Raw genomic sequence first — 15,538 nt, forward strand, 5'->3', positions numbered from 1 at the left:
CAGGGCAACACCGGGCCCACCGCCGGCGAGGAGCGACCATGAGCACGCAACCTGTTGGGAACGGCCGGCACCGCGTCGTCGTCATCGGATCGGGTTTCGGCGGCCTGTTCGGCACCAAGCACCTCAAACGCGCCGATGTCGACATCACCCTCATCTCCAAAACCACCACTCATCTCTTCCAGCCGTTGCTCTACCAGGTCGCGACCGGCATCCTGTCGGTCGGCGAGATCGCGCCGGCGACCCGGCTCGTGCTACGCAAACAGAAGAACGCGCGGGTGCTGCTGGGCGAGGTCACCGAGATCGACCTGGAGAAACGCACCGTCACCTCGGTGCTGCTCGGCGAATCGACGGTGACCCCCTACGACAGCCTCATCGTGGCCACCGGGGCACAGCAGTCGTATTTCGGCAACGACCAGTTCGCCACCTTCGCGCCGGGTATGAAGACCATCGACGACGCCCTGGAACTGCGCGGTCGCATCCTGGGTTCGTTCGAACAGGCCGAGGTGGCCCAGACTCAGGAGGAGCGCGATCGGCTGCTCACCTTCGTGGTGGTGGGCGCCGGGCCGACCGGGGTCGAACTGGCCGGGCAGATCGCCGAACTCGCCGACCGCACGCTGGAGGGCACCTTCCACAACATCGATCCCCGCGACGCCCGGGTGATCCTGGTCGAGGGCGCGGGCGCGGTGCTGGGCCCGATGGGACCGAAACTCGGCGGCAAGGCGCAGCGGCGCCTGGAATCCATGGGCGTGGAGATCCAATTGAACGCCCTGGTCACCGACGTGGACGCGCATGGGGTCACGGTGAAGGACTCCGACGGCACCAGCCGCCGCATCGAATCGGCCTGCAAGGTCTGGTCGGCCGGGGTGCAGGCCAGCCCGCTGGGCAAGATGGTCGCCGACCAGTCCGATGGTACCGAGGTCGACCGGGCCGGGCGGGTTGTGGTGGAACCCGACCTCACCGTCAAGGGGCATCCGAACGTCTTCGTCGTCGGCGATCTGATGTCGGTGCCGGGCGTACCGGGCCAGGCCCAGGGCGCCATCCAGGGCGCCACCTACGCCGCGAAACAGATCAGGGCGGAGCTGGCGGGTAAGCAGACGGCGCAGGAACGGAAGCCGTTCTCCTATTTCAACAAGGGCAGTATGGCGACCATCTCGCGGTTCAGCGCCGTCTGCCAGGTGGGCAAGCTGGAATTCGGTGGGTTCATCGCCTGGCTGGCCTGGCTCGGCCTGCACCTGTACTACCTGGTCGGCTACCGCAGCCGGATCACCACGATCTTCCAGTGGTTCGTCACCTTCCTCGGACGCACCCGCGGCCAGATGGCGGCGACCGAGCAGTGGATCTTCGCCCGCCTGGCACTGGAGGCGGTGTACGGCGACAGCGAAGAAGGCGAGGAGATCGTCCGCGGCGCGGCGGGTCGCCGCCCGCCGGCGCCTGCCCCCGGGACGCCGGCCGTCACTGCCGAAGCCGTCGATACCGGCCTGCCCGAAAAACCGGGCGGCGATCGCAAAGTCGGCTGAACCGGCTCACCTCCCCGATCCAGCGCCCTTTCGGAGCTAATATCTGGCAACAGATCACTCCACAGAGAGGGGCACATGGGTAAGCACAGGACAACGGTCCGGTCCCGGCGTGTCGCCGGATCGGTCGTCGCGGCGGGCGCCGTCCCGCTCATCGCGGCATTGATCGGCGCCGGGACGGCCCACGCCGATGTTCTCCCCGTTCCGCTCGCGCCACCCACTGTTCCCGCGGCACTGCCGGCGCTCCCCGCCCTGCCGACGCTACCGCCCGGCCTGCCCCCGCCCGCACCGGATCCGGCCGTGGATCCGTTCGGAGCGGCCCGGGAGGCCACCCGGGCCGCCGCCCGGTCGGTGACCGATGCCGTCACCGCGGCAACCACGCAGTTCATCCACCCGGCCCCCGGAGCACTACTGTCCGCGGCACCCATACCGGCGGCGCCTCCTGGATTCGCGTCCACGCCCGAGGACCGTTACCCGGCCGCCGGGGAGGCATCGGGCACCGCCGGGGCGGCTGCGCCGATCGAAGAGGCGCCTCCCGGCACGCCGGCGGTCGGCGACCTCGAGCCGAGCCTGCCGTTCGATACACGAGATCTCGATGCCGGTGCCGCACAGGCCCAGGAGCAGCTGGCGGCATTCCTGGACTCGTCCGGCATCGAACGCGGCCGGGCGGATCGGGTCGCAGCCCAGGCCATGAGCTCGGGCCTGATCGGCGCCGGGATCGGCGCCGCGGTCGCGGCACCGGTGGCTGTACCGTTCGCGATGCTCGGCGCCGCCGCGGGTTTCGTGGTCGGACTCCCCTTCCTCCCGACCGGACTCGTCGTCGGGCCCGTCCTCGGCGCGACCATCGCCTACGGGGTGATCACGGTGCCGGCCGTGATCGCCGGAGCGGCGCTGGGCGCCGCGTACGGGGCTACCGACGGTTTCACCACGCAACCGTTCGGTCCGCTGCCACCGCTGTAACCCGCGCCCCCATCGGACGCCCGAACTCACACAGCCCCGCAGGTTGCCGCAGGGACGGCACATCGCCGCACCTCGGTGTGCTCCCGGCCGAGCCGGATGGCAGAACGGTGCACGCCGGCGAACAGCTGGCCAACCACCACGCCACTACCTGGACGACCACGACTACCTGTTGTTGTAAGACGACTGAACAGGCCGAACCCATCCGCGCCCCGCCCCGGAACGAATGTCTGGCAAACCGACAATTTCCGGAGAAAGGCGACAATGGGTAAGCACAGGGCAACCGGTCCGTCCCGGCGTGCTGCCGGATCGGTCGTCGCGGCGGGTGCGATCCCGCTCATCGCGACACTGATCGGTGCCGGCACCGCCAATGCCGAGGTACTCCCCGCTCCACCCGCGTCATCCCCGATTCCCGCCGCGCTACCGGCGCCGACCGCCACGGTGGACCCGTTCGGCGCGGCCACCGCCACCGTGCACGAGGCGGCACGGGTAGCGGTCCGGTCGGCCACCGATACGATCACCGCGGCCGCGGCCCCGTTCACCCATGCCGCGCCCGCGGTCGCCCCGGTCCTGCGGCCGGCCGTGATCGCGGACCCGGTCGCCCCGGCGCTCGCCCCCGCGACGCGGCCGGTACCGAATCACGCCTACCTCGCACCCCAGGGTGAACTGCACGCACCCCAGCCGGTCACGCCGGTCGCGCCGATCGAGGCACCGCCGGGCAGACTGCGTATCGGCAACGTCGAAATGGACGCACCGTTCGATGTGCGCGATATCAACATCGGCGCCGCGCAGACCGAGGCCGAGCTGGCGACCTTCCTGGATTCGGTCGGCGTCGAACGCAGCCGCTCGGACAAGATCGCCGCACAGACCTTGGGTTCGGCGGCCATCGGCGCCTCGGTCGCCAATACGCTGGCCTCCCCTCTCGCCGGCACCTCGGCCATGGTCGGCGCGGTCGCCGGCTTCATCTCCGGCATCCCGTTCCTCCCGATCGGGCTCGTCATCGGCCCGGTCCTGGGCGCGGCCATCGGTTACGCGGTGATCGCCGGACCGGCGGCGGCCGCCGGTGCGGCCATCGGAGGAGCGATCGGCGCGGCGGACGGTTTCGCCGCCGCCCCGTACGGCACCCCGCCGGCGCTGTGATCGAGGGTGGCCGGCGGTCCACCGGCCGCCGGCCACCTTTACCGTTCGTCGGCCGGACGTGCCCTTCGGCCCACCGCGAAGGCGATCGTACCCATCACCAACAGCGCCCCGGCGGCGACCGCGATGGACACGTGCGCGCCGGTGACGAAAGCCTCCCGCGCGGCGGCCGTGCGGCCGGGATCGTCCGCATGGCGCTGGATCGTCTCACCCAGGGTCGACGCGAACTCACCGCCGGCGCGGAAGACGAGCGCCGCGAGGGAGCCCAACAGGGCCAGACCCAGTGCGTTGCCGAGTTCGAAACTTGTTTCGGAGATACCGACCGCCGAGCCTGCCCGTTCCGACGGGACAGAGGCCACCGACACCTCCGAGACCAGCGTGAACACGATTCCGTATCCGATACCGGCGAGCGCCGACCCGGCCACGTACCAGCCCACGCCCCCGTCTGCGCCGATGCCGAGCACCAGCAGATTGCCGAGTGCGGCCGTCACCAGTGCCGTGACGAACGCCACCCGCACACCGAGCAGCCGGGCAACCCTCGATCCGCTCACCGAGAAGATGAACACGGTGATCGCCATGGGGATGCCGAGCACGGCCGCCTGCAGCGGGTCTCGCCCGGTCACCGACTGCAACCAGACACTGCTCAGATAACTGAGCCCGGCCAGCGACATCATCGCGGTGGTACTCGATCCGATGGCGACCGAGAACCGGGCCCTGGTGAACAGCGACAGATCGACCAGAGGGTGGGCCAGTCGCCGCTGCCGGCGTACGAACAAGGTGAGCACCGCCACACCGAGGAACCCACTGGCGAAGGCCACGACATCGGGTCCGTACTCGGCGATGTGCTTCACCGCGTACACCGCCGGCAGGATGCCGCCGATGGACAGTGCCACGCTGGGCAGATCGAGCGGTCCCAGCGCTGCGGCCCGGTGCTCGGGCAGCAGCAGCGGGGCGAACACGAGCAGCACCAGCAGGACCGGCACATTGATCAGGAAGACCGACCCCCACGAGAAATGGTGCAGCAGGACACCGCCGATGATCGGCCCGACGGCCGAGCCCCCGGCGAAGAACGCCGTCCAGATTCCGATCGCCGTCGAACGTCGCCGCTCGTCCGGGAAAAGATCCGAGATCAACGCCAGGCTCGACGGGAGCAGAGTGGCCCCGCCGATCCCCATCAGCGCGCGGGCCGCGATCAGCACCGCCGCGCTGGGCGAGAACGCCGCGAGCACCGAGGCGGTGCCGAACACGGTGGCGCCGGCGAGCAGGAGGGTACGGCGGCCGATCCGGTCACCCAGATTGCCCATGGTGATGAGCAGACCCGCGATCAGGAACCCGTAGATATCGAGAATCCACAACTGCTGGGCGGCGGTCGGATCGAGGGCGGCGGTGAGGGTCGGCAACGCCAGGAACAACACAGACATATCCATGGACACCAGCAGCACCGGCAGCAGGAGTACGGCCAGACCGAACCACGCACGCCGCCCGCCGCTCGTACCCGGTGCGGCCCGCGCCGCCTCCACATTCGTCATCCGCGTTCCTTCCGGGTCGTCGGTTCACCCAGTCGTAACACGCGTGACCGGGGCGGCTGTTCCGGGGCGCGGCGGCGAGCCGCGATGATCCCCGCCACCACCCCGGCGTACGCGGCATGCGCCTGCCGTGTTTCGATCCGACGATGAGCGCCGATATCGCCATCTGCGGGCTCGGGCCGGCCGGGCGCGCGCTCGCCCACCGCTGCCTGGTCCGCGGTATGACCGTACTCGCCGTGGACCCGAATCCGCGGCGGGTCTGGCGGGCGACCTACGCCGCCTGGTCCGACGAACTTCCCGCCTGGCTCGACGGCTCCGTCGTCGCGGCCACCGTCGCGCGACCGCGCGCCCACGGCCTGCGCGAGCACAGCATCTCGCGCGCGTATTCCGTACTGGACACCGCCCTGCTGCAGCAATCCCTGGACCTCACCGGCGCCACGGTGGTGTCGGGGCGGGCGGTGACTCTGGGCCGGCGCACGGTGGCACTCGACAGCGGCCGGGTCCTACGCGCCGGCCGGGTTGTCGACGCGCGCGGGTTGCGGCGCCGACCGGGCCGTGCCGAGCAGACCGCCTATGGCCTGAAACTGACTCGCGACGCCACATCGGAGCCCGCGCTGTTCATGGACTGGCGTCCGGACAACGGCGCCGAACCGGACGCTGCCCCTTCGTTCCTCTACGCGGTGCCGCTGGGTGCCGAGGCCGTGCTGTACGAGGAGACCTGCCTGGTGGGCGCTCCCGCTCTCACCCAGGACGAACTCGCGCGCCGACTGCGCCATCGGCTACGGGCGCGACACATAGCGACGGTGGGCGATGAACCGGTCGAGCGGGTACGCTTCCCGGTCGCCGGCGGCAAACCCGGAGCCGGGCGCTTCGGCGCGGCGGGCGGGTACCTTCATCCCGCTACCGGCTACAGCGTCGCGGCCGCACTGTCGGCCGCCGAATCCGTCGCCGCCGGCGGCTCGGGGTGGCCCGCCGCGGCGCGCGCGGCCCACCGGCTCCGGCAGGCCGGGCTACGGGCGTTGCTGGCGCTGCCACCGTCCGATATCCCGCGCTTCTTCGACGCCTTCTTCGACCTCGATATCGAATTGCAACGCGCCTATCTCTCCCGGCGCGACGACCCGATAGGCACACTCACCGCCATGTCCGGGCTCTTTTTCGGCCTTCCCGGCTCGGTGCGGGCCCGGCTCACGGCGGCGACACTCGGGTGGGGAACGACCTCGCACCGGGGGTCCGGTTCGGTCATCATGGAGTGATGCGGTCAATCTGGAAAGGCTCGATCGCGTTCGGGCTGGTGAATGTCCCCGTGAAGGTCTACACCGCCACAGAGGATCACGACATCAAATTCCATCAGGTCCACGCCGTGGACGGCGGCCGGATCAAATACGACCGCGTGTGCACGATATGCGGAAAATCGGTCGCATTCGCCGATATCGATAAACAATACGAAGCACCGGAAGGGGAGAAAGTCGTCCTCACCGATGACGATTTCGCCAAATTGCCGGTGGCCGAGAAACACGAGATCCCGGTTCTGCAGTTCGTGCCGTCGGATCAGATCGATCCCATCCTGTACGACAAGACCTACTACCTCGAACCGGATTCGAACACCCCTAAGGCCTACGTGCTGCTCGCCGCCACCCTCGAACGTATCGACCGGACCGCGCTTGTGCACTTCACCCTGCGCCAGAAGACCAGGCTCGCGGCCATGCGGGTACGGGACGGCATGCTGGTGCTGCAGACGCTGCTGTGGCCCGACGAGGTACGCGCGGTCTCCTTCGAATCGCTGGAAGAAGCCGGCACTCCGCGGCCCCAGGAGATCAAGATGGCCGAGACGCTGGTCGAGTCCATGTCCGACGATTTCGACCCCGACCAGTACACCGATGAATACCAGGTCGAGTTGCAGCGCCTACTGGACGAGGCCGTCGCCAGCGGCGAAGGGAAGGCGCCCGAACGTCGCGAGGCGGCCGCGGCGGAATCCGACGCCGAGGTCGTCGATCTGGTAGCCGCGTTGCAGCGCAGCCTGGAGGCCAGCGGCGCCGGCGGAGGCACGGAAACCGCGGCCCCGAAGAAAGCGCGGAAGTCGCAGCCCAGAAAATCGCAACCCCGCAAAACCGCGGAGCCGAAGGCCCGGAAAACCGCACCGAAGCGAACCCGCAAGGGCGCGTGATTCGGATCAGACCGCTTGGATGAACCAGTCGAGACGCCCCTCGGGGCCCACGCTGGTGTGGTGAAAGTGGAATCCGAGCCGGTGGGCCAGCGCCATCGCCGCGCGGTTGTCCGGGTCTATCCGCAGTACCGCCTCGTCGGCCAGATCGTGGCGGGCCAGATATCGGCACGCCAGTACGACACTGCGGCCGGCGACACCTCGGCCCCGCCACGGCGCGTAGATGCCGAAGGCGATATCCGCCTGGCGTTTCGCGAGGAATTCCTGTTCCACCGCCAGATCCAGGGTCCCTGCCAGCGCTCGGGTCACCGCGTCCACCACGCCGAAGGTTTTACACGGGCCGTCCTGCGCCCATTGGCCGGCGCAGCGTTCGAAATCGACCACGACATTCGGGGTGCCGGGCCCCGGGGCGCGACGCATAGGTTTCCGATCCTGAGCAGCCAGATGCGCGGCGGCATCGGCCACCTCGATCGGCCGTAGCCCGATCACCCCATCCGATATCAGCACGCGATCATGATCTGCACATCCCACCACGTTCGACAAGCCTCGGCTACGGCGCGCCGCGAACGAAAACCCAGGTAGCGCATATTGTGACGACCAGCCCATAGTGCTCGGCAACCCATTCGCCGGACACGCCCGGCGGATATCGCCGCAGTTGGCCGCCGGAGGCATACTCGGCCTATGACCGCACACGAAGACGATCCGCACCGGCTCGTATCCGCTGCCGTCGTAGTGGGTGTGGACGGTACTCCCGCCGCGCATTCGGCCGTCCGCTGGGGAGCGACGGTCGCGGCCCGGCGCGGCCGTCGCCTGATCCTCGCCTACGGAATGAATTCGACCCCGGCCAAGACCTGGCTGGTCGCTTACCAGCCCATGGTCGACGAAGCCGTACAGACGCTGAAGACCCACGGCGAGCAGGTATTGGCGACCGCCACCCAGGTGGCCCGGGAGGCCGCGCCCGGGGTGGAGGCCGACACCCTGCTCTCCGAGCAGAGCGCCGCGAAGATGCTGACCGGACTGTCCGAATCCGCGCATATGGTGGTCCTCGGCTCGGCGCGCGGGGGCGCGGTCTCGCACCTGGGATCGACGATCCTTGCGGTCGCCGCGCACGGCTGCGGCACGATTGTCGCGATTCGCGAGAACGGGGAGGAGATCACCAGCGGCCCGGTGGTCGTCGGTGTCGACGGCAGCCCGGTCAGCGACACCGCGGTCGCCGCCGCGTTCGCCGAAGCCGCCGAACGCGAAACCGATCTGGTCGCTGTCCACACCTGGAGCGATCTGACCTTCACCGAATTCGCGAGCACCGATTTGATCGAGATACCGGCCGAGGATCTGCAGACCGCCGAACAGGCCGTGCTGGCCGAACGGCTGGCGGGCTGGCAGCAGCGCTATCCCGAAGTCACCGTGCGGCGCGAGGTATATCCCTCCACGCCGGCACAGCATCTGCGCGAATGGTCCGAACGCGCGCAGCTCGTCGTGGTCGGCAGCCGGGGGCGTGGCGGATTCCGCGGACTGCTGCTCGGTTCGACCAGTCAGTCGCTCATCCAGCACTCCGCGTGCCCGGTCATGATCACCCGGCCGGCCTGAGGCGCTATCACCGGGCCGGGGAGAGCGTAGACGCGGTCAGCCCGTCAGTTCCGACAGCAGTGCGCGGGTGCGGCGCGCCTCCGCTCCGCCGGCGAAGACGGAGGCGACGAATTCGGTGGCTCCCGCGTCGAAGACGTCGCGTATACGGGCCGCGACCTGCTTCTCGGATCCGATGATCGCCAGATCCGCGGGTCCGGCCGCCCCTTCGCGGTCCATCATCGCCCGATACGACGGCAGGGTGCCGTAGGCCGCGAAGGTGGTGGCCGCTCGTTCGCGGGCGCTGTCGACATCATCGGTCACCAGCACGGGAAGCGAGCAGACGATACGGGCCGGCGGCCGGTCCGCTTCGGCGGCGGCGGCGCCGATCGTCGGCGCGATATGGTCGCGAATGGTGGCCGGGCCGGTCATCCACAGCACGGTGCCGTCGGCACGACGGCCCGCCAGCCGCAGCATCTGGGTACCGAGAGCGGCGAGCAGTACCGGAATCCGGCCCTCGTCCGGAATCCCGAGTTCCAGATTGCCGCTCAGCGTTTCCCCCTTGTACGACACCGGCCGCCGTTCCAGTAGCGGTCCCAGCACGGCGAGATACTCGCGCATATGACGAGCCGGCCGCTCGAACCCGTACCCGTACATGTTCTCGACGACCACCTGGTGCGATAGGCCGATACCCAGGGTGAGCCGGTCCGGGCCCACCGCGAGCGCCGTGGTCCGCGCCTGCTGGGCCAGCGCACCGGGATGGCGCGGGTAGGTGGGCACCACCGCGGTACCGAGTTCGATATCGGGCACCTGACTACCGGCGACCGCGAGCGCGGTGAGCGCGTCGACGCCGAAGATATGCGAGAGCCAGGCCGAGGTGAACCCCTCCTCGGCGACCCGGCCGAGATCGTCGGCGAGCAGGCGCAGCGCGTCGGCTCCGGACCGTTCACTGAGCAGAATGCCGATACGCACGGTGTGCCTCCTCGTCGAGTGGTCGGGTCGGATCTCCGGACAGAGCCTGCGACTCCTCCGGCCGTCGAGCCTACCTCCGCGCCCTGCGGATTCCGCACGTCACGACGTCGCGCCGACGCGCCCGCGACATACTCGACCGGCGCCCCGCAGCGGGGCATGCTGGGAGAATGGACGAGTTTGCGAGTTGGCGGTCGAGCGGAGCGCGTTTCACCCATCGCGGACACCAGATCTTCTGGCGCGCGGGCGGTACCGGATCGTCCGGGACCCTACTGTGCCTACACGGTTTTCCCACCGCCTCCTGGGACTGGCACGCCGTGTGGCCGGAGTTGTGCGAGCAGTTCGAGCGGGTTCTCGCCCCGGATCTGATCGGTTTCGGCTGGTCGGCCAAACCACAACACTATGACTACACAATCGCCGACCAGGCCGATCTGGCCGAACAGCTGCTGCGGGAACAAGGTGTGCAGGGATTCCACATCCTGGCCCACGACTACGGCGATACGGTGGCCCAGGAAATGCTGGCCCGCGACGCCGAACGCCGGGCGGCCGGCGACCGGTCCCTGGTGATCGAATCGGTCTGCCTGCTCAACGGCGGCCTTTTCCCCGAGGCCCATCGGCCCCGGCCCATCCAGAACCTGCTCGCGAGCCCGCTGGGACCCCTGGTCGGCCGGTTCGGTAACGAGAAGACCTTCGCCCACAGCCTGGGCGCGGTGTTCGCCGCCGAGTCGCGGCCGGACGAGGAGCAGATGCACCAGTTCTGGATGCTGTGGTGCAGTAAGCACGGGAAGCGCAACGGCCACAAACTCATGGGCTATATGGCCGAGCGGCGCGCCCACCGGCAGCGCTGGGTCGGCGCGCTGATCCGCCCGCAGGTGCCGGTCCGGCTGATCGACGGCCTGCGCGACCCGGTGTCGGGCGCGCGTATGGTGCGCCGGTACCGCCAGCTGGTCGCCGAGCCCGATGTGGTGGAACTGCCCGAGGTGGGGCACTACCCGCAGCTCGAGGCGCCGACCGAGACCCTACGCGCCTTCCGCGAGTTCCTCGCGTCTCGCGTAGGGTAGCCCGGGCTCTGTGCCCGGAAAGGTCCCGCAGGCGCAGCCGGGCATCTCCACGCAGGCGGGATCGACCGGTCGAAATGCTTGCGCCGCAACCGTTGCGCGGCGCGGTGGCGGGCGGGCGGCGCCGAAGAAGTTGCCCGATCGCCCGCCCGCGAATGATAGCGTCGCCTCCGCGCCTTACCGGCGCTCCCGACTCCGCTGTCCGCCGCTCCGGGTCGCACGGCCCGCGGTGCCGAATCGATGAGGTGCCCCCGAATTGCCCGAGACGGATTTCGTTTCCGACCCCGATCAGCACACCCAGGGGGTGCCGGAGCGAATCACCACACGGGAGGGCCGGTGGCTGTACGCCATGGTCCTGCCCGGTCCGCCGGGAACGGAAGCGCCCACTGTCGTCTTCGAAGCGGGCGCCGCGGCGACCCGCTCGTCCTGGGGTCTCGTGCAGCCCGCGGTCGGCCGCTTCGCCCGGGCCGTGGTCTATGACCGGGCCGGGTTGGGCCGCAGCCCGGCCGACCCCGCCGGCCGTGCCCTGGATCGGGTCGCCGGCGATCTGGTGGATGTACTCGATCACTTCGGACCCGGCCCGTTCATTCTGGTGGGGCACAGTGCCGGTGGTGTCATCGCCCGGCTCGCCGCATCCCGCCTCCCGGCACGGATCAGCGGACTCGTCCTGGTCGACCCCACCGATGAGGCGGCCGACCTGTTGTTCAGCGCGGCGATCCGCCGGGTGGAGCGCATGACTCTGGTGGTGCACGGTGTCCTCGCGCGGCTCGGGATGCTCAGGCTGATGTACCGCTCGATGCTCGACACGGTGCCCCCGGATGTCCGGCGCGATATGGAACGAGAGGCGTTCGCCCCGGGGAATGTCCGCACACAGTCGGTCCAGGCCCGGACCTTCCTCGACGACCTCGCCACCTGGCGCGACGAGCCACCCGAGCTCGGCGCCATCCCGGTCACGGTGATCTCCGGCGGCCGGGCCGGTGACGGAATGACCACCCGGATCCGCGCCGCGGCCAATGCCGCCCACGCCCACCGGGCCGCGGTATCGCCCGCCGGGCGCCATGTGCTCGCGCCGGCGTCAGGCCACTATGTCCCCATCACCGAACCCGAACTGGTGGTCGAGGAGATCCGGCGTCTCATTGGAGACCGAGCGGCTCCCGACCGGACATGACGCTCAACCGGCGACGATCCGCGCCAGTGCGGCATCGGAGGCGGCCAGCGCGGCGCGATCGTAGGTGGAGGTGGTCGCCAGCAGTTCCTCGGCGCCTGTCCGGTCGGTGAGCTGCTCGAGCCGGCGCCGCACCGTCTGCGGTGTGCCCGCGATCGCACGCCGCACCACCGCCTCGACGCGACGCCTCGTCTGTCCGGTCCACGACGCGATGCCACCGACCGGCTCCAAGGGCGGGAATACGCCGGTGGACCGGGACCGCGCCATCGCCCAGGCCTCCGGTAGTACAAGTGCGCGTGCCTGCTCGTCGGTTTCGGCGACGGTGACCTCCAGCGCGAGGGTCACGTGCGGCTGCCGGGCCCGCGGGCTCGGCCGGAATTCCCGCCGGTAACCGGCCAGGGCCGCGTCCAGATCCGGGCTGTCCAGCAGAGGCCCGCCGAGCACCACCGGCAGCCCCAGCCGCGCGGCCACCGTCAGTCCCCGCCCGGTGGCCAGAACGAACATGGGGATCGTCCGATCGCTCACCGGACGCGCGGTGACCGGTCCGGTGCCGTCGAGATAGTCGCGCAGCTCGTGCAGATCGGTCGCGAACCGGTCGGGTGCGCTCTCGTCCTGCCGCATGGCCCGGCGCACGGGAGCGGTGAATGCCGGCGAGCGGCCCAGGCCCAGATCTATCCGCCCCGGGAAGAGCGCATCCAGCATGAGGAACTGCTCCGCCACCACCAGTGGCTGATGATGCGGCAGCATCACCCCGCCGGACCCGATCCGGATCGTCGTGGTGCGGGAACCCAGCGCCGCCAGCAGGACCGGCGGCGACCCGGAGGCGATCCCGGGCACCGCGTGGTGCTCGGCCACCCAGAAGCGCCGATATCCCGACTTCTCGGCCGCCACAGCCCGGTCGACGGTATGGGACAACGCGGCCGATTCGGGTTCTCCCACCCGGGTCCGCGACCGATCCAGCAACGACAGTTCCACACCTGTGGAACACCGGACTCGTCCCTGGTCTTCCGGTTCGCCGCAGCGGACTCCGCTGCCGGGTTCCGGGCGGGCAGGCCGCTATGGCTACCATTGTCCGGATAGTTTGCCCATTGTTCGGAGGACTGCATGGCGCGCAAGGTGATCGTCGAGCTGGTCGACGACTACGACGGAACTTCCATCGCCGAGGAAACTGTCACGCTCGCTCTGGACGGTGTCACGTACGAGATCGACCTGTCGGCGGGCAATGCCGGAAAGCTGCGCGACACAATCGGTTTCTGGACAGCGCACGCGCGCCGGGTCGGCGGCCGGGCGAAGGGTAAACAGCGGCCGCAGGCCGCGGGCAACAATGCCCGGACCCAGACGATCCGCGAGTGGGCCCGCAAGAACGGGCTCGAAGTGTCCAGCCGGGGCCGGATCTCGGCGGAGATCGCCGAGGCATATCAGAAAGCCAACCCGTAACCCGTCGCCCCTCGGGCGAATTGCCGCGCTGCGGAATCATTACGGCTCTGCCGGAATCGGCGTGCACTCTTCGCTGAGCGCGGGAGGCTGCGGGCGGCCCGGCACGGCCCCGCGTGATCGACCGGCCGGCAGTAGCACGAGTGGATCGATCCGGTCGGCACCACCGCGCACGGACACTACCCCGAGCCTGCCCGGAGTGCGCAGGTCGACGCCGAGTGAGCGGCTGATGTGCAGGCCAGCTCGCCCCCACTTCTCGTGCGCCGATCTCGCTGCGTCGGATTCCGGGGGGCGGTTATCCGTGGTCACGCGGCCCCGCTTTGCTCTGGCCCCTGTCGGCCATGGCCGTCTCCCGCCGACCGGCCTCCGACTTCTACTGTTCCCGGCGCAGAAAGTGCGAGTGCCGACAGAGGAGCTGATCATCCCCTCGCCCGCGCGGGATTCGCGGGTGTAGTGCCCCGTGCCCGCGCGGGCGGGTCCAGGCAGGAGTACAACAGCCGGCTCATGGTGGCGCGAACTCCCGCCGGGCGCACTTCTGCCCGCAACCGGTACGCCCGACCGCGTGATGGCACCGATCGAAGACATCCGTACCTGGGCGAATAGCGGAGCAACCCGGTCCGTACCGGCCATCGCAGCGGGGCCTCCGTCGGTGATACCGGAGCCCACCCCGACGCGAATCAGATCACAGATCGGTAACGGACCGGTCTCCGTCGACGACGGACCCATCGGTATGCCGAGACCGTGGCGGGGGCCGCGCGCTGTTCGGCACCGGTCGGGATCCGTGTGACCGGCACCGGCCGGTCACCTCGACCCTGTGCTCACCCGGACGAAAGGCCCTGCTCCGCGATGCGAACCCGATTGTCTCCGGCGCCGATGGACGCCCCGAACCGCCGCGCCGCCCTCTGGCTGATCACCGCCGCGTTCGCGGTCCTCGCCCAAACCCTCTTCCTGATCGGCGGTAGCACCGCACCCGCCCGGGCCGCCTTCGATCCCGCCGGAGCCGATTTCTGGGTCGACTCGAGTATGGGCCCGATCAAATCGCGCGTGTTCCGCGCCGCCGACGGCAATACCTCGCGGGTGGTCTACGCACTGGACGGGATGCGCGCCCGCGAAGACCTCAGTGGCTGGGAGATCGATACCGATATCGCCCGGGAATTCACCAAATGGAATATCAACGTGGTGATGCCGGTCGGCGGGCAGTCCAGTTTCTATACCGACTGGAATTCGCCGAGTTCCTTCCTCGGTGTAACACCCGGCTCGGGTTCGGCCGCCGGATCGGGCGCCGGGTCGTCGTCGGGCTCCGGCGGGTTGCAGGCCCTGTCCGGCGGCCCCGGCAAGTCCTACACCTATAAATGGGAAACCTTCCTGACCCGCGAACTGCCCGCCGCCCTGCGGGACCGGCTGGGCTTCGCGACCCAGCGCAACGGTGTGTTCGGCCTGTCGATGGGCGGCAGTGCCGCCCTGACCCTGGCCGGCGACCACCCCGGCCAGTTCAGCTTCGCCGGGTCGTACTCCGGCTATCTGAACATCTCCGCGCCCGGGATGCGGGAGGCGATCCGGGTGGCCATGATCGATGCCGGCGGCTACAACGTGGACTCGATGGCCGCGCCCTGGGATCCGAAATGGCTGCGGATCGACCCGTTCGTGGCCGCGCCCCGGCTCGTCGCGAACAACACCCGGCTATGGGTCTCGGCGGCGAGCGGCCTACCCACCGCGACCGACAGTCCGAGCATCACCACGGTGAACGGGATGGGCCTCGAGGCGCTGGCGCTGGTGAACACGCGCGCCTTCCAGATCAGGATGGCGACCCTGGGCGCCCGGAATGTGCACTACGACTTCCCCGCCTACGGTATCCACGCGTGGAACAACTGGGCCGATCAAGCCCTGCGCATGCTTCCCGATCTCTCCGCGCATATCGGCTGACGGCGATGTCGGTACTCGAAATCATCTCCCCGAGCGCACGATCCGCACCCTCCCGGGTCCGGCAGCACCCGCTCGCGAACCCTGCGGACACCGGGAGAATCGGTAGGGTGAGCGGTCGTGAGTGCTGACGA

Annotated in this window: 14 protein-coding genes; 10 read left to right on the plus strand and 4 right to left on the minus strand. The window is 69.6% G+C overall.

Features of this window, described 5'->3' with window-relative positions:
• Positions 1 to 38 precede the first annotated feature (38 nt).
• From NS4_RS04565 to NS4_RS04575, 3 genes are all read left to right on the plus strand, one after another.
• Positions 39 to 1,517 carry an NAD(P)/FAD-dependent oxidoreductase gene (locus NS4_RS04565; protein WP_084486724.1) on the plus strand — a complete coding sequence of 493 codons (1,479 nt, stop codon included), beginning with the start codon at positions 39 to 41 and terminating at the stop codon, positions 1,515 to 1,517.
• A gap of 75 nt (positions 1,518 to 1,592) precedes the next feature.
• Positions 1,593 to 2,474 carry a hypothetical protein gene (locus tag NS4_RS33620; RefSeq protein WP_063058183.1) on the plus strand — a complete coding sequence of 294 codons (882 nt, stop codon included), beginning with the start codon at positions 1,593 to 1,595 and terminating at the stop codon, positions 2,472 to 2,474.
• A 261-nt stretch (positions 2,475 to 2,735) separates the two neighbouring features.
• The gene (locus tag NS4_RS04575; RefSeq protein WP_063058184.1) at positions 2,736 to 3,611 is read left to right on the plus strand and encodes a DUF4564 domain-containing protein; all 876 of its coding nucleotides are present in this window, start codon (positions 2,736 to 2,738) and stop codon (positions 3,609 to 3,611) included.
• Between the two features lie 38 nt (positions 3,612 to 3,649).
• Here the strand turns inward: NS4_RS04575 and NS4_RS04580 are convergent, their stop codons facing one another.
• Entirely contained in the window at positions 3,650 to 5,137 is a 1,488-nt protein-coding gene (locus NS4_RS04580; protein ID WP_063058185.1) for an MFS transporter, read from the minus strand.
• 143 nt (positions 5,138 to 5,280) lie between these two features.
• Here NS4_RS04580 and NS4_RS04585 point away from each other — a divergent pair, with 143 nt between their 5' ends.
• Entirely contained in the window at positions 5,281 to 6,387 is a 1,107-nt protein-coding gene (locus NS4_RS04585; protein WP_084486848.1) for a lycopene cyclase family protein, read from the plus strand.
• The gene (ku, locus tag NS4_RS04590) at positions 6,387 to 7,298 is read left to right on the plus strand and encodes a non-homologous end joining protein Ku (protein WP_063058187.1); all 912 of its coding nucleotides are present in this window, start codon (positions 6,387 to 6,389) and stop codon (positions 7,296 to 7,298) included. The genes NS4_RS04585 and ku overlap by 1 nt, the downstream gene beginning before the upstream one ends.
• 6 nt (positions 7,299 to 7,304) lie before the next feature.
• Here the strand turns inward: ku and NS4_RS04595 are convergent, their stop codons facing one another.
• The gene (locus tag NS4_RS04595; protein WP_063058188.1) at positions 7,305 to 7,802 is read right to left on the minus strand and encodes a GNAT family N-acetyltransferase; all 498 of its coding nucleotides are present in this window, start codon (positions 7,800 to 7,802) and stop codon (positions 7,305 to 7,307) included.
• Positions 7,803 to 7,976: 174 nt separating this feature from the next.
• Between NS4_RS04595 and NS4_RS04600 the strand changes: the two genes are divergently transcribed.
• Positions 7,977 to 8,882 carry a universal stress protein gene (locus tag NS4_RS04600; protein WP_063058189.1) on the plus strand — a complete coding sequence of 302 codons (906 nt, stop codon included), beginning with the start codon at positions 7,977 to 7,979 and terminating at the stop codon, positions 8,880 to 8,882.
• Between the two features lie 36 nt (positions 8,883 to 8,918).
• Here the strand turns inward: NS4_RS04600 and NS4_RS04605 are convergent, their stop codons facing one another.
• Entirely contained in the window at positions 8,919 to 9,830 is a 912-nt protein-coding gene (locus tag NS4_RS04605) for an LLM class F420-dependent oxidoreductase (protein WP_063058190.1), read from the minus strand.
• Positions 9,831 to 9,997: 167 nt separating this feature from the next.
• On the opposite strand from NS4_RS04605, the gene NS4_RS04610 reads away from it, so the two are divergent.
• On the plus strand, positions 9,998 to 10,888 hold the full coding sequence (locus NS4_RS04610) for an alpha/beta fold hydrolase (protein ID WP_063058191.1): 891 nt from the start codon (positions 9,998 to 10,000) through the stop codon (positions 10,886 to 10,888).
• Positions 10,889 to 11,141: 253 nt separating this feature from the next.
• Positions 11,142 to 12,053, plus strand: coding sequence for an alpha/beta fold hydrolase (locus tag NS4_RS04615; RefSeq protein ID WP_245665066.1), 912 nt, complete (start codon positions 11,142 to 11,144; stop codon positions 12,051 to 12,053).
• Between the two features lie 3 nt (positions 12,054 to 12,056).
• Here NS4_RS04615 and NS4_RS04620 read toward each other — a convergent pair whose 3' ends face one another.
• Complete coding sequence (locus NS4_RS04620) at positions 12,057 to 13,025, minus strand: MsnO8 family LLM class oxidoreductase (RefSeq protein ID WP_063058192.1); 969 nt, start codon at positions 13,023 to 13,025, stop codon at positions 12,057 to 12,059.
• A 129-nt stretch (positions 13,026 to 13,154) separates the two neighbouring features.
• On the opposite strand from NS4_RS04620, the gene NS4_RS04625 reads away from it, so the two are divergent.
• A complete protein-coding gene (locus tag NS4_RS04625) occupies positions 13,155 to 13,487 on the plus strand; it encodes a histone-like nucleoid-structuring protein Lsr2 (RefSeq protein WP_063058193.1) in 333 nt (110 codons plus the stop codon).
• 870 nt (positions 13,488 to 14,357) lie between these two features.
• Positions 14,358 to 15,407: an alpha/beta hydrolase gene (locus tag NS4_RS04630; protein WP_084486731.1), complete on the plus strand. Its 1,050-nt coding sequence runs from the start codon at positions 14,358 to 14,360 to the stop codon at positions 15,405 to 15,407.
• Positions 15,408 to 15,538 lie beyond the last annotated feature (131 nt).

It is taken from the genome of Nocardia sienata NBRC 100364, from assembly GCF_001613205.1.
GTDB lineage: Bacteria > Actinomycetota > Actinomycetes > Mycobacteriales > Mycobacteriaceae > Nocardia > Nocardia sienata.

Bases quoted from the DNA above. Each gene is read 5' to 3' on its own strand.
- NS4_RS04565 (WP_084486724.1), top strand. From the start codon at position 39: ATGAGCACGCAACCTGTTGGGAACGGCCGGCACCGCGTCGTCGTCATC.
- NS4_RS33620 (WP_063058183.1), top strand. From the start codon at position 1,593: ATGGGTAAGCACAGGACAACGGTCCGGTCCCGGCGTGTCGCCGGATCG.
- NS4_RS04575 (WP_063058184.1), top strand. From the start codon at position 2,736: ATGGGTAAGCACAGGGCAACCGGTCCGTCCCGGCGTGCTGCCGGATCG.
- NS4_RS04580 (WP_063058185.1), bottom strand. From the start codon at position 5,137: ATGACGAATGTGGAGGCGGCGCGGGCCGCACCGGGTACGAGCGGCGGG.
- NS4_RS04585 (WP_084486848.1), top strand. From the start codon at position 5,281: ATGAGCGCCGATATCGCCATCTGCGGGCTCGGGCCGGCCGGGCGCGCG.
- ku (WP_063058187.1), top strand. From the start codon at position 6,387: ATGCGGTCAATCTGGAAAGGCTCGATCGCGTTCGGGCTGGTGAATGTC.
- NS4_RS04600 (WP_063058189.1), top strand. From the start codon at position 7,977: ATGACCGCACACGAAGACGATCCGCACCGGCTCGTATCCGCTGCCGTC.
- NS4_RS04610 (WP_063058191.1), top strand. From the start codon at position 9,998: ATGGACGAGTTTGCGAGTTGGCGGTCGAGCGGAGCGCGTTTCACCCAT.
- NS4_RS04625 (WP_063058193.1), top strand. From the start codon at position 13,155: ATGGCGCGCAAGGTGATCGTCGAGCTGGTCGACGACTACGACGGAACT.
- NS4_RS04630 (WP_084486731.1), top strand. From the start codon at position 14,358: ATGGACGCCCCGAACCGCCGCGCCGCCCTCTGGCTGATCACCGCCGCG.